At 74.9% G+C, this 13,259-nt stretch carries 7 protein-coding genes and 1 pseudogene; 5 read left to right on the top strand and 3 right to left on the bottom strand.

Features of this window, described 5'->3' with window-relative positions:
- Nucleotides 1-13: 13 nt before the first annotated feature.
- Nucleotides 14-3,169, bottom strand: coding sequence for a sacsin N-terminal ATP-binding-like domain-containing protein (locus ABD335_RS03030; protein WP_344320458.1), 3,156 nt, complete (start codon nucleotides 3,167-3,169; stop codon nucleotides 14-16).
- A 650-nt stretch (nucleotides 3,170-3,819) separates the two neighbouring features.
- Between ABD335_RS03030 and ABD335_RS03035 the strand changes: the two are divergent.
- Nucleotides 3,820-4,500 (top strand): annotated as a pseudogene (locus ABD335_RS03035) (glycosyltransferase); the annotation flags it as partial.
- Nucleotides 4,501-4,664: 164 nt separating this feature from the next.
- Nucleotides 4,665-6,812, top strand: a complete 2,148-nt coding sequence (gene helR, locus ABD335_RS03040) for an RNA polymerase recycling motor ATPase HelR (protein WP_344320459.1) — start codon at nucleotides 4,665-4,667, stop codon at nucleotides 6,810-6,812.
- 63 nt (nucleotides 6,813-6,875) lie between these two features.
- Here the strand turns inward: helR and ABD335_RS03045 are convergent, their stop codons facing one another.
- Complete coding sequence (locus tag ABD335_RS03045) at nucleotides 6,876-8,345, bottom strand: PucR family transcriptional regulator (protein WP_344320460.1); 1,470 nt, start codon at nucleotides 8,343-8,345, stop codon at nucleotides 6,876-6,878.
- Between the two features lie 152 nt (nucleotides 8,346-8,497).
- Here ABD335_RS03045 and ABD335_RS03050 point away from each other — a divergent pair, with 152 nt between their 5' ends.
- From ABD335_RS03050 to ABD335_RS03060, 3 genes are read left to right on the top strand one after another with little or no spacing between them, the layout of a single operon-like run.
- Nucleotides 8,498-8,722 carry a hypothetical protein gene (locus tag ABD335_RS03050; RefSeq protein WP_344320461.1) on the top strand — a complete coding sequence of 75 codons (225 nt, stop codon included), beginning with the start codon at nucleotides 8,498-8,500 and terminating at the stop codon, nucleotides 8,720-8,722.
- Nucleotides 8,719-9,900, top strand: a complete 1,182-nt coding sequence (locus ABD335_RS03055; RefSeq protein WP_344320462.1) for a CaiB/BaiF CoA transferase family protein — start codon at nucleotides 8,719-8,721, stop codon at nucleotides 9,898-9,900. The genes ABD335_RS03050 and ABD335_RS03055 overlap by 4 nt, the downstream gene beginning before the upstream one ends.
- A 45-nt stretch (nucleotides 9,901-9,945) precedes the next feature.
- Entirely contained in the window at nucleotides 9,946-11,169 is a 1,224-nt protein-coding gene (locus ABD335_RS03060; protein WP_344320463.1) for an acyl-CoA dehydrogenase family protein, read from the top strand.
- Nucleotides 11,170-11,533: 364 nt separating this feature from the next.
- Here ABD335_RS03060 and ABD335_RS03065 read toward each other — a convergent pair whose 3' ends face one another.
- Nucleotides 11,534-13,081 carry an APC family permease gene (locus ABD335_RS03065; protein WP_344320464.1) on the bottom strand — a complete coding sequence of 516 codons (1,548 nt, stop codon included), beginning with the start codon at nucleotides 13,079-13,081 and terminating at the stop codon, nucleotides 11,534-11,536.
- Between the last annotated feature and the right edge of the window lie 178 nt (nucleotides 13,082-13,259).

Raw genomic sequence — 13,259 nt, forward strand, 5'->3', positions numbered from 1 at the left:
CCGGCGGGCGGGGTCAGTCGAACCAGCGGTCCCGGGCCAGTTCGTCCACCCGCGAGGGGTCTTCCAGCAGGGCGGCGGCCTCGAAGCGGCGCGGCCACAGGCCCGCCGCCCAGGACAGCCCCGCCGCCAGGCCCTCGACGGTGGCGGCGTGGAGGGTGCCGTCGGGGGTCAGCCGCCAGTCCAGCTCCACGCCGTCGACGACCAGCTCCTCGTGCTCGACGTACGTCTCCGGGGCGCCGGGCAGCAGGACGCGGACGGCCTCGGGCACCTCGTGGACCTCGCCGCCCTCCGGAGCCGGCGCGGGCAGCGCGTCGCTCAGGCGGCGTACGTCGAGGACGGCCGCCAGGTCGGCGGCGAGCGTCGGCCGCACCGGCAGCAGGGGGCGCCCCGAGGCCAGGGGCAGCAGGTCGGGGGCGTCGGCGACCAGGGCCTCGGCGGCGTCCACGACGCGGACCTCGCCGTCCACCACGGCCCGCAGCTCGTCGGGGAGCGTGACCTCCTCCGGGTCCAGGGTCGCCAACAGGCTGTAGAGGCCGTGGAGTTGGGCGGCGTCCACGGGCAGTTCGGGGTCGGCGAGGCGGCCGAGGAGTTCGGAGGCGCCGCCCGGCTCGGCCAGCAGGGCGGCGGCGGAGGTGCGGATGCCCAGGGCGCGCAGGACCTGCTCGTCCAGGTCGGCCGTGGTCGCGGACGCCTCCTCGTACAGGCCCGCCAGCAGCGGGTCGCCGCCCGCCGCGCGCAGCCCGGCGGGGCGACGGCCGTCCAGCACGGGGTGGCCGCGCAGCCACCAGGCGGTGTAGGGGCGGACGGACTCCACCGAGCCGTCCGGCAGCAGCACCCGCACCGGGGTGGTCAGCGCGTCGCGCAGCGGGGGCCGGGAGAGCATCCGCAGGGCCTGCGGCCAGCGGTCGTCGTCGACGAGGTCCAGGTCGCGGACGGCGAGCAGTTCGGAGGCGACGGGCGGGACCGGGGTCTCGGGGAGGCCGTCGAGGACGTCCTCGCACCACACGTCCACCGCGTCCAGCAGGCCCGCGTCGTCGGGCTCGGGGAAGTCGGAGTCGCGGGGCTCCAGTTCGTCCGGGTCGAGGACGACGTCGGTGGTGCGGACGAGGGCGAAGTCGGCGAGCACCCCGACCGCCGCGAGCGTCTCCTCGCCCCACTTCTCGGCCAACTCGGCGTCGCAGGCGGGCAGTTCGCCCTCGCGGATGACGTTGTCGAACTCGCTGCCGGGGAAGACCAGTTCGGCCGCCGGGACGAGTTCGCCGTCCTCGTCGGGGAGGGCCAGCGCGCCCAGCCAGGGCTCGTCGCCGGGGGCGAGCCGCGCCTCGCGGACGAGGGAGAGGACGATCTCGGCCAGCTCCTCGGGGTCGAGGGGGCCGCCCTCCTCGTCGTCGTACCAGGTCTCGTCGGCGTCCAGCGACGCGGCGACCGCCGCCCGCACCTGCGGGGTGGTGAGCACCGCGCGGGGCGTGGCCGGGGTGGCGCCCAGCTTCTCCAGCAGCGGGTGGGCGGCGTCGGGGTGGGCGACCTTCAGGCCCAGGCGGCCGAGGGACTCGACGCCGACCATGTCCGGCAGCGGCAGCAGCACCTGGCGCGGCCCGATGGCGGTGCGGCCGTCGGCGAGCGGGACGGGCAGGCCGGAGAGCCGGTCGGGGTCGACGCCCGCGAGGGAGTCGTACAGCCGCCACCACCAGCCCGCGTCCCGCTCGACGCCGGCGAGCCGGTCGATCAGCTCGCCCAGCGGCACGCGCGGGACGTCCAGGGTGCGCAGCTCGGCGCGGCGCTCCAGCCCCGCGGGCAGCAGGCTGTGGAACAGCTCGGCCAGCACCGCGACGGTCTCGGCCCCGGCGCCCTCGGCGACCTCCGCGTCGGTGGGGCGCAGCGCGTAGGGCTCGCCGTTCTCGTCCTTCGCGGCGCCGGCCAGGAACGCCACGCGCGGCAGCCGCCGGAGCACCAGGCGGCGCAGCTCGGCGTCGAGTTCGGCCTTCCCCAGCGGGCCGGGCACCAGGTCGAGGGTGCCGGTGGAGACCGGCTCCCAGTCGTGCAGCAGCGTCGCGTAGGTGTCGGCGACGCGCTCCAGCAGGAAGTCCGTCAGCGGGCCGGGCGCGATGTGGCGGCGGGACGGCTCCAGCGGGAAGGACGCGATCAGCAGCGCGGGCAGGCCCTGCGGTTCGTCGGTGGGGGTCGGCGCGTGGACGACGGGCACGGTGCGGGGGCGCACGGGCGCGCCGGAGTCGTCGACGGGAACGGCCCAGGTGACGGACCAGAACGGCCGCGCCCGCTCCTCCAGGGGGCGGTCGGCGAGCAGGGCCGCGTCGGCCCGCCCGGCGTCGGAGGCCACGCGCCAGCGGGTCGCGGCCCCCTCGCCGCCGACGCCGCTGTCCTCGATGACGACGTAGGCGCCGTCCTGGCGGCGGGTGAGGGTGCGCACGCCGCCGTCGGTCTCGATCACGACCTCGGTCAGGCCGGGGAGGGTCAGCAGCAGGGCGTCGTCGACCGCGGTGAGCAGTCGGACGGCCAGCTCCTGGGCGCCCGCGTCGCGCAACGGCAGCACGACGGCGGTGTCGTAGCCCCGCGGGGCGCCGCCCTGCGCGGGCAGCGGCAGCCGCAGCAGCGGCACGTGGCCCTCGCGGCGGCGCAGCTCGTCGGCGAGGTCGGGATGCCCCACGGCCGCCTCGGCGGCGAGCCGGCGCGCCTCGGCCAGGGACCAGCGGACGCCGCCGGCGCGGCTGACGATCGCCGGCTCGTCGCTGACGGCCAGGACGGCGGCGAAGCCGACGCCGAAGCGGCCCACGGGCCGTCCGGCGAACCGGCCTGTGTCCTCGCCGGCCTCGTCGCGCTTGGCGGAGGCGCGCAGGGTGGACAGGGACTCCACCCCGGCCGCGTCCAGGGACGCGCCGGTGTTGGCGGCGACGAGCGCCCCGTCGCGCAGGGTCAGCCGCAGCCTGCCGGGCACCCCGGCACGGGCGGCGGCGTCGGCCGCGTTCTGGGCCAGCTCCACGACCAGCCGGTCGCGGTAGCCGCCGAGGACGAGGTCCTCCTCGGCGTTGGCGTCCTCGCGGAACCGCGCGGCGGAGGCCGCCCAGGCGTCCAGTACGCCACGGCGCAGCCGTGCGGTGTTGAAGGGGTCCGCCCCGTCGTCCGCGCCCTGCACCAGCACCGTGCCGCTCACGTGTCCGTCTCCTCCACTGCCACCGGGTGAGCCTGTCTTCCCTCTATGCGGCGACGGTACTGCGTCCGGCACGCCGGACGCGCGCCGGCCCGCACTGCGGACCGGCGGGGCGACGGCCGGGCCCGCCGTGCCGGCCGTCCGGACGGCCGGCACGGGTCACCACGAGCGACGACCGGAGCGCGAGGCGTCCGAAGCGGGCCGGTCGGCCCGGCCCCGGCTCGCCGGGGAGGCTCTTCCCGACACCCGCGATCCGCGCCGTGCGGAAGGCGGCGACCGGGTTCGTCCGCCCCGGCGACGGTCTCGGAGTCCTCGGGGGCGGCTGCGGGGCGAGGCGGGGTCGCGCCGGATCGGGTCGGGAGTCCGCCGGGCCGGGGAAGCCGCGTGCCCTTCCGACGGCCGGTGGTCAGCCGTCCATGCGGCGGGAGTTCCGTCGCGCGTGCGTGCCGTGACGCGACGTCACATCGTCTCCTCCCGCCCGCGAGCACGGGGAGCACCGGGAGCGACAACGGGAGGACAAAGAAAAAGGAAAGGAGGTCACCCACTCCTTTCCATGCTCAACGTATAGCGCACCGGGGGGCTTGCGGCAAGGCCCCTGTCGTGCCGCAGAATCGCCGACCGAAGCCGAAATCCGGGGACAGGGGGGTCGCGAAATGCGTGTGGTGTTGTCGACGTACGGGTCGCGCGGGGACGTCGAGCCGCTGGTGGCGCTCGCGGTGCGGTTGCGGGAACTCGGCGCGGAGGTGCGGGTGTGCGCGCCGCCGGACGAGGACTTCGCGCAGCGGTTGGACGGTGTCGGCGTGCCGCTGGTGCCGGTCGGCCGGTCGGCGCGCGCACTGACGACCGGGGCGCCGCCGCCGTCGTCCCTGCCCGAGCGCGCGGCCGAGTTGATCGCCGGCCGGTTCGACGCGGTCACCGCGGCGGCCGAGGGATGCGACGTGTTGGTGGCGACCGGCATGACGCCGGCCGCGGCCGGCGCGCGGTCGGTGGCCGAGAAGCTGGGCATCCGCTCCGTGTCCGCGACCTTCCGGCAGCTCACCCTGCCGTCGCCGCACCGCCCACCGCCGGCGTATCCGGGCCGGCCGTTCCCGCCGGAGGTGACCGACAACCGGGTGCTGTGGGACCTGGACGCCCAGAGCATCGACGCGCTGTTCGGCGAGGCGCTCAACACGAACCGGGCGGCGATCGGCCTGCCCCCGGTGGACAACGTCCGCGGCCACGTCATCGGCGACCGGCCGTGGCCGGCGACGGACCCGGTCCTGGACCCGTGGCAGGAGACGCCGGATCTCGACGTCGTGCAGACCGGCGCGTGGATCCTGCCCGACGACCGCCCGCCCGGAACACGAAGCCCCGCACACCCTGGCGATCTGAACCGACAACGGCCACGGGCCCACGTCATGCGGAGCGTTGCCCGCCGTGGCCACCGGGTTCGTCACGCCGGTCCAGCCGCCTCGCCGCGCGCCATGGTCGCGAACGACCTCAGATCGGAGCCGATGCCGTGACCCCCCCGACCACCAGCGTGTTCGACCTTCCCGACCGCCTCTCCGCCAAGGCCGACCCGGCGCTGATCGCCGACGACGAACGGCACTTCGCGGCCATCGCGGAGAGCCTCGAGCAGACGATCGCCGAGGTGTCCGACCGCCTCGACGCCCAGCGCAGAGCGCCCGGCGGCGTGGGCCGGCAGGCGATGGACCGGGACGCGGAGATCCACCGGCTGACCGCTCGCCTGCGCACACTGCGCCGCTTCGGCCTGGACCTGTGCCTGGGACGCATGGTCGGCGCGGACGACCCCGAGCCGTTGTACATCGGACGGCTCGGCCTCACCGACAGCACGGGGCGCCGGCTGCTGGTCGACTGGCGCTCCCCCGCGGCCGAGCCGTTCTTCGGAGCCACCCACGCCAACCCGATGGGCCTGGCAAGCCGCCGCAGGTACCGCTGGACCCACGGCCGGATCGGCGACTACTGGGACGAGGTGTTCACCCCGGACGGGCTCGCCGGGCACGCCGCGCTCGACGACCAGTCCGCCTTCATCGCCGACCTGGGCAGCAGCAGGTCGGCACGGATGCGGGACGTGCTCGGCACCATCCAGGCCGACCAGGACGCCATCATCCGCGCGGGGTCCCGCGGCGCTCTCGTCGTCGACGGCGGTCCGGGGACGGGGAAGACCGTCGTCGCCCTGCACCGCTGCGCCTACCTCCTCCACTCCGACCCCCGCCTCGGTCACCGTCGGGGCGGTGTGCTGTTCGTCGGTCCGCACCGGCCCTACCTGGCCTACGTCGCCGACGTCCTCCCCAGCCTCGGGGAGGAGGGCGTGCAGACCTGCACCCTGCGGGACCTCGTCGCCGAGGGAGCCGCGGCGACGGTCGAGGCCGACCCGGACGTGGCCCGCCTGAAGTCGTCCGCGCAGCTGGTGAAGGCGATCGAGACGGCCGTCGGGATCTACGAGGAGCCGCCCGCCGAGGGGATGACGGTCACCACCGACTGGTTCGACGTCCGGCTGAGCGCCGACGACTGGGCCGAGGCGTTCGACGCGGTGGAACCGGGCACTCCGCACAACGAGGCGCGCGAGCAGATCCGGGAGGAACTGGTCACGATCCTGCTGGACAAGTGCGAGGACGACGTCCCGCCCGACCTCTTCCGCAGGTCGCTGCTCCAGGACGAGGAGCTGGTCACCACCCTCGACCGCGCGTGGCCGCTGCTGGAGGCGGCCGACCTCGTCTCGGACCTGTGGTCGGTCCCCGCCTACCTGCGGATGTGCGCTCCCTGGCTCGGTCCCGACGAGGTTCGGAAGCTCCAACGCGAGGACCCCCGGGCCTGGACGGTGTCCGACCTGCCGCTCCTGGACGCGGCGCGGCAGCGGCTCGGCGACCCGGAGGCGGCGCGGCGCAGGCGCCGGCACGAGGCCGCCGTCGCCGCCGAACGCGAGCGCATGGCCGGTGTGATCGACAACCTGCTCGAAGCCGATCCCGACGGTGAGGGCGCGGTGACGATGCTGCGCGGGCAGGACCTGCGGGACGCCCTGGTCGACGAGACCGCCCTGCCCGGCGCCGACCCGGACCGGCTCGCCGGCCCGTTCGCGCACATCGTCGTGGACGAGGCCCAGGAACTGACCGACGCGGAGTGGCACATGCTGCTGCTGCGCTGCCCGTCCCGGAGCCTCACCATCGTCGGGGACCGCGCCCAGGCCAGGCACGGGTTCACGGAGTCGTGGCGGGAACGGCTGGAGCGGATCGGGCTCGACCGGATCACCCTGGCCTCCCTGAGCATCAACTATCGGACGCCGGAAGAGGTCATGGCGGAAGCCGAGCCGGTCATCCGGTCCGTGCTCCCGGACGCCAACGTGCCGACCTCCATCCGCGGCAGCGGCGTCCCCGTCGTCCACGGGTCCGTTTCGGACCTGGACTCGATCCTCGACACCTGGCTCGCCGCACACGCCGACGGGACCGCCTGCGTCATCGGCGATCCCACGTTCCGGGCGACGTCCCGCGTCCGGTCGCTGACCCCGGAGCTGTCGAAGGGGCTCGAATTCGACCTGGTCGTCCTCGTCGACCCGGAGGAGTTCGGCGAGGGCATCGAAGGAGCGGTCGACCGCTATGTCGCGATGACCCGTGCGACCCGGCAGCTCGTCGTCCTCACCGGCTCCTGACGTCGGTCGGACGAGCGTCCGCCGCCGCCCTCCGGCGCGGCCTCCGCTCCGTGTCCCGCCCGGTCACGCCAGGCCGTTCTCCCGCAGGGCCAGCCACAGACGGCTGGCGACGTCCGGGTCGTCGAGGTCCGCCTCCAGCAGGCGGGTCGCGGTGGCGATGCGGTGGCGGAGGGTGTTGCGGTGGACGCCGAGGTCGGCGGCGGCGCGCTCCCAGTGGCCCCGGTGGCGCAGGTAGGCGGCGACCGCGCCGACCAGGTCCGTGCGGCGGTAGGCCAGGAGCGCGTCCAGCCGGGGGGCGTCGGGCGCGCCGGGAGCGGCCAGGTCGCGCAGGGTGCCGGCGGGGACGTCGGCCAGGGCGCGGCGGAGCGCCGGCATGCGGTGGGGGAGCTCGCCCGGTCCGGCCTCGGGGCCGAGGACGGCCCGCAGGCCCGGGAGGCGTTCGGCGGTCAGGCGGCGCAGCGCGTCCCGCACGGCCTCGGCGTCGCGCGGTGCGACCAGGGCCCAGACCTCGTCCGGTTCGGAGACGGCCAGGGGTTGACGGGCACCGTGGACGGCGGCGGGTTCGAGGACGTCGAGCACGTCGTCGGGGGTGCCGTCCGTCCATCCGGTCAGGCCCAGGGGCCGGACGCGGGGGGCGACGGGGGGCAGGCCGAGGTCGGCGGCCAGGGCGCGGGCCGCGTCGAGGTGGCCGGCCAGCAGCAGCCGGGCCACGCAGCCCCGTGCGGTGCGGGCGCCGGCGGTGTCGCGCCGCCGCTGTTCGCTCTGGAGGGCGAGCAGGGCGCACGCGGTGAGGACGAGCTGCCGGTCGGGGGCCTTCATGGGGCGGGGGCAGCCGGTGGCGACGAAACCGCTCAGCCGTCCCCGTCCGGCCAGCGGCTGGAGGACGACGTCGTCCGCGCCGAGCGGGAACGTCGCCGAGGAGTGGGGGCCGGCGACGCGCAGTCGGGCGACCTCGGCCGCGATCGTCCGGGCGCTGTCCCGGTGTGCGCGGGGCCAGACCTCCACCACCTCGCCCTGGGGGGTGAGGTGGGCCGCCCAGCCCTCGACGGCGCCGGCCAGGGTGCGGACCACGGCGCGCACGGGGTCGGGTCCGGCGGCCGAGCGGACCAGTTCGCGGTGGGCGCCGAGCGCCGCGCTGAGTTCCTCCTGCCCGGCCGCGGCGGTCAGCGACCAGTAGGTGCGCGCGATGGTGAGGAACGGAGTGGGCGCGGGCACGGCCAGCAGCGGCAGCCCGGCGCTCTCGCAGGCACGGACCAGGGTCTCGGGGACGACGCGGTGGACGGGCCCCAGGCCGATGCCGAGCGCGGTGACGCCGTGGGCGGCCAGCCGGGCGGCGTACGCCCGTGCCTGTGCCGTCTGGCCGGTCAGCCCCATGCCGGTGGTGAGCAGCAGTTCGCCGCCCGCGAGGTAGGGGGTGGGGTCGGTCAGTTCGCTGACGTGGACGCCGGTGACCTCGCGCGCGGGCGGTTCGGCGGGCGCGACGGGTTCGAGGTCGGCGCCCAGGAGGCGGACGAGGTCGTCGAGTGCGGGCACGGGCCCTCCCTCGGTGCGAGGCCCGGAGATCCGGAGATTGTGCGGTCCGTACGAGGAGTGAGATTACCGGGCGGTTCGTCCAAGGACTTCCGGGCCCGGGGACTCCTAGCGTCGGGTGGCACCCGGAAACGCCACCCGGAAGGACGCCCCTGATGTCCCCTGATGTCTCTCCCGTCGAGGTGAGCCGCGATCCGCGCACCGGCCTCTCGACCCCCGGGCCGCGGGCCACCGCCCCGGCGGTGCGCACCGAGGAACTCGCCGCGTTCGCCGACTCCGAGACCGCGCTGCCCGAGGCCCCGCACGACGGCACCCCCCGGGGCGTGCCCCGACGGGTGAACGGCGTCCTCGAAGGCGTCGGCGAGGGGTGTCGGGCATGAGCGGCGGACCGCTGGAGGGCGTTCTGGTCGCCGACTTCAGCCGCGTGCTGGCCGGGCCGCTGTGCACGATGACGCTGGCGGACCTGGGGGCGACGGTCGTCAAGGTGGAGCGTCCCGGCTCCGGCGACGACACCCGCTCGTGGGGGCCGCCCTGGTCGGAGAGGTCCACGACGTACTTCGAGAGCGTCAACCGCTCCAAGCTGGGCGTCACCCTGGACCTGGCCGACGAGCGCGACCGCGCCCTGGCCCGGGAGCTGGCCCGCCGCGCCGACGTGCTGGTGGAGAACTTCCGCACCGGCACGCTGGAGCGGATGGGCCTGGGCCACGAGCAGGTCTCCGCCGACAACCCCGGAATCGTGTACTGCTCGATCACCGGATTCGGCGGCGGAGCGGGCGCGGACCTGCTGGGCTACGACTTCGTCGTCCAGGCCGTCGGCGGCCTGATGAGCATCACCGGCGAGGCCGACGGCGACCCGACCAAGGTCGGGGTGGCCCTGGTCGACGTGCTCACCGGCAAGGACGCCGTGATCGGCGTGCTGGCCGCGCTGGCGGACCGGGCCCGTACCGGACGCGGCTGCCGGGTGGAGGTCAACCTGCTCTCCAGCCTGCTGGGTTCCCTGGTCAACCAGGCCCAGGGCTATCTGGAGACCGGCCGCCCGCCGGGCCGGATGGGCAACCGTCACCCGTCCATCGCCCCCTACGAGACCCTGCGCTGCCGCGACGGGCTGCTGGCCGTCGCCTGCGGCAACGACGGCCAGTTCGCGAGGCTGACGGCCGTGCTGGGCGCGCCGGAGCTGGCCGAGGACGAGCGGTTCGCCACGAACGCCGCCCGGGTCGGCCGGCGCGAGGAGCTGGTGGCCGCGCTGGAGGAGCGGTTGGCGGCCGACGACTGCGCCGTGTGGCAGGAGCGGCTGACCGAGGCGGGCGTGCCCGCCGGGAAGGTCGGCACGGTCGCCGACGGCTTCGCCCTCGCCGAGCGGCTGGGGCTGTCCCCCACGGTCGTCCCGGACTCGGGCGGCACGCCCACCGTCCGGCACCCGGTGACCTACTCCACCGGCCTGGTCCGCGAGGCGCAGCCGCCGCCGGGGCTGGGCGAGCACGACGCGGCGGTACGGGCCTGGCTGTCCGATCCCAAGGCCCCGCCCCTCCCCGAGTCCCGAACACCCCCGCGTCCCTGATCCGCGCGATTCCCCGAACGACCCCGTCCCGAGAGGCACACCCCCATGAGCACCGCAACCGAGAAGCCCGGGAAGACCGAGAAGCCCGGGAAGACCCGCCCCAAGGTCGACCCGCTGGACCTGGCGGGCATCGACGACCTGCTCAGCCCCGAGGAGAAGGCGGTCCGGGCGGCCGTCCGCCAGGTCTGCGACGCCTCGGTCGACCCCTACGTCGCCGAGTGGTTCGAGAAGGGCGAGCTGCCCGTCGTCCGCGAACTGGCCCGGGAGCTCGGCGGCCTGGGCCTGCTGGGCATGCACCTGGAGGGCTACGGCTGCGCGGGCATGAGCGCGGTCGACTACGGCCTGGCCTGCCTGGAGCTGGAGGCGTCCGACTCCGGCATCCGCTCCCTGGTCTCGGTCCAGGGCTCGTTGGCGATGTACGCCGTCCACCGCTACGGCTCGGAGGAGCAGAAGCGGCAGTGGCTGCCGCGGATGGCGGCCGGCGAGGCCATCGGCTGCTTCGGGCTCACCGAGCCCGACCACGGCTCCGACCCGGGCTCCCTGCGCACCCGCGCCCGCCGCGACGGGAGCGACTGGGTCCTCGACGGCCGCAAGATGTGGATCACCAACGGCTCCGTCGCCGACGTCGCCGTGGTCTGGGCCCGGACCGACGAGGGCGTCCGCGGCTTCGTGGTGCCCACCGACACCCCCGGCTTCTCCGCCCCGCCGATCAAGCACAAGTTGTCGCTGCGGGCCTCGGTCACCAGCGAACTCGTCCTGGACGGGGTGCGGCTGCCGGCCGACGCCGTCCTGCCGGAGGTCGTCGGGCTGCGCGGCCCGCTGTCCTGCCTCAACGAGGCCCGCTACGGCATCGTCTGGGGCGCCATGGGCGCGGCGCGCAGCGCCCTGGGGACGGCCCTGGAGTACGCCGGGCAGCGCGAGCAGTTCGGCCGGCCGATCGCGGGCTTCCAGATGACCCAGGAGAAGCTGGCGAACATGGCCGTCGAACTGACCAACGGCACCCTGCTCGCCCTCCACCTGGGCCGCCGCAAGGACGGCGTGGGCCTGCGCCCCGAGCAGGTGAGCATCGGCAAGCTCAACAACGTCGCCAAGGCGCTGGAGATCTGCCGCACCGCCCGCACGATCCTGGGCGCCAACGGGATCTCGCTGGAGTACCCGGTGATCCGGCACATGACCAACCTGGAGTCCGTGCTGACCTACGAGGGCACCCCGGAGATGCACACCCTGGTCATCGGCCAGGCCATGACCGGAATCCCCGCCTTCCGCTGATCCCCGGGGACGCGTCCGGGAAGGGGCGCCGCGGCACGTCGTCGCCGCGGCGCCCCTTCCCGTCCCCGCGCCGGTCCGTGGGCTGCCTCACCGCGATCATGGGCTGTTCCGCGTGGTGGGCGTCCCTCGTCCGGCGCCGCGGGGTGGCCGGTGCGGCCGTCCGCGCGGCCCCGGCACCCTACGAGGAGGCGTTCCGGGTGACCTCCCACGCGTCCCACCACGAGATCCGGGCGCAGGCCGAGCGCGGGATGCCGGTGGTGTCGCCCGACGGTCCGTGGCGGCCGGCCGGGACGGACACGGGACGGGCCCGGCGCGTCGTCCGCGTCGGGCCCGTCCCGTGTGTGGCGAGCGGTCGCCTCCGCCGTCAGGCGTTGGCCGGCTCCGGCTCGTCGGTCCGGTCGGTCTCCGCGGCGACCGTCCCCTTCTTCGGGTTCTTCGGGTTCTTCGGGATGGCGTCGTCGTACGGGGCGTCGCTGCGCCCGTGGGTGGGGTGCACCGCCATGTAGATCAGGCCGGCGCCGACGACGACCGCGCCGGACAGCAGCACGATGTAGTTGTCGTACCAGGGGGCCTCGGGCGTGCGCGGCCAGGCGAGGGTGACCATGGCGGTGATGCCGTAGACCAGGGCCGCGATGTTGACCGGCAGGCCCCACTTGCCGAGCCGGTACGGACCGCTGGGCCTCCAGCCCTTCAGCCGGGCGCGCAGCGCGGCGAACACCACCATCTGGAAGCCCAGGTAGATGCCGAGGGAGGCGAAGCTGACGATCTTCGTCAGGGCGTCCTCGGAGAACTTGGAGGCCAGCACGGTGGCGGCCGGGACGGCGAAGGCCAGCGCCAGGGCGTAGGGCGGGATGCGGCGGGTCCGGGAGAACTTCCGCAGCAGCCCGCTGCCCACGATCATGTCGTCGCGGCCGTAGCTGTAGGCCAGCCGGCTGGCCGCGGCCTGGAGGCTCATGGCGCAGGAGAGGAAGGACAGCACCACGACGGACAGGATCACCTTGGAGCCCGCGGTGCCGAAGGCCGTCTGGAGCACTCCGGAGACCGGGTCGGTGTCCTCGCCGGCGACGACCGCGGAGATGTCGGAGACCGACAGCACCAGGGAGACGGTGACGAAGGTGGCCGCCGCGCCGCCGACGTAGATGGTGCGGCGCATCGCCTTGGGGATCGTCAGCCCCGGGTTGCGGACCTCCTCGGCCACGTCGCCGCAGGCCTCGAAGCCGTAGTAGTTGTAGATGCCGATCAAGGAGGCGGCGGCGAACGCCCACAGGTAGTTGCTGCCGTCCCCGGCGCCGAAGCTGTCGAAGAGCACGCCGAGGCCGTGGTGCCGCTCGGTGGCCAGCAGCCACACGCCCACCGCGAGGGCGCCCAGCAGCTCGGCGCCGAATCCGATGATGGCGGCGATGGCCAGGACCCGGGTGCCCAGGTAGTTGATCACCGTGGCCAGCGCGAGGATCGCCAGCGAGCAGACGATGACGGTGTCGACCGTGGGGTCGAACCCGAGCATCGAGGCGAAGTACAGGCCCGCGCCGGAGACCACGCCGGCGATGGTCACGAACAGCGCGATCATGTAGACCCAGCCGGTCAGCCAGGCGTACCGGCGACCCCACAACCGTCGCGCCCAGGGGTAGACACCGCCGGCGACGGGGTACTGGGCCACCACCTCGCTGAACACCAGGGCGACCAGCAGCTGGCCGACACCGGCGATGACCAGCGCCCAGATCATCGGCGGCCCGCCCACGGCCAGGCTCACGGCGAACATCGTGTAGACGGCGGTCACGGGCGACAGATAGGTGAAGCCGAGCGAGAAGTTCGCCCAGGGGCTCATGTCCCGTTTGAATTCCGAGGTGTAGCCCAGCGAGGCGAGGTGCGCCGCGTCGCTGTCGTGGTGTCCCGCTGTGGCGTTGGGACTCATGCGGACTCCCGTTGTCTCGAACCGGAGGGGATGGAGGACATGCGGATGTACGGGAAGTGGGGTCGCTGCAGCGTCGAGGAGCGTGGGGGCGGAATGCGTCTTCCGCGCCTTGATCGGGACGGCCGGGGTGGAGGTGGCCCTAAGATGCTCCCTGGTATGGCGCGAAAAACTACAAGCC

The sequence above is a fragment of the Streptomyces macrosporus genome (assembly GCF_039533145.1).
Classification (GTDB): Bacteria; Actinomycetota; Actinomycetes; order Streptomycetales; family Streptomycetaceae; genus Streptomyces; species Streptomyces macrosporus.

What these genes read in the sequence shown, in the direction of transcription:
- ABD335_RS03065 (WP_344320464.1), bottom strand. Translation starts at nt 13,081, where the DNA reads ATGAGTCCCAACGCCACAGCGGGACACCACGACAGCGACGCGGCGCAC.
- ABD335_RS03060 (WP_344320463.1), top strand. Translation starts at nt 9,946, where the DNA reads ATGAGCACCGCAACCGAGAAGCCCGGGAAGACCGAGAAGCCCGGGAAG.
- ABD335_RS03055 (WP_344320462.1), top strand. Translation starts at nt 8,719, where the DNA reads ATGAGCGGCGGACCGCTGGAGGGCGTTCTGGTCGCCGACTTCAGCCGC.
- ABD335_RS03050 (WP_344320461.1), top strand. Translation starts at nt 8,498, where the DNA reads ATGTCCCCTGATGTCTCTCCCGTCGAGGTGAGCCGCGATCCGCGCACC.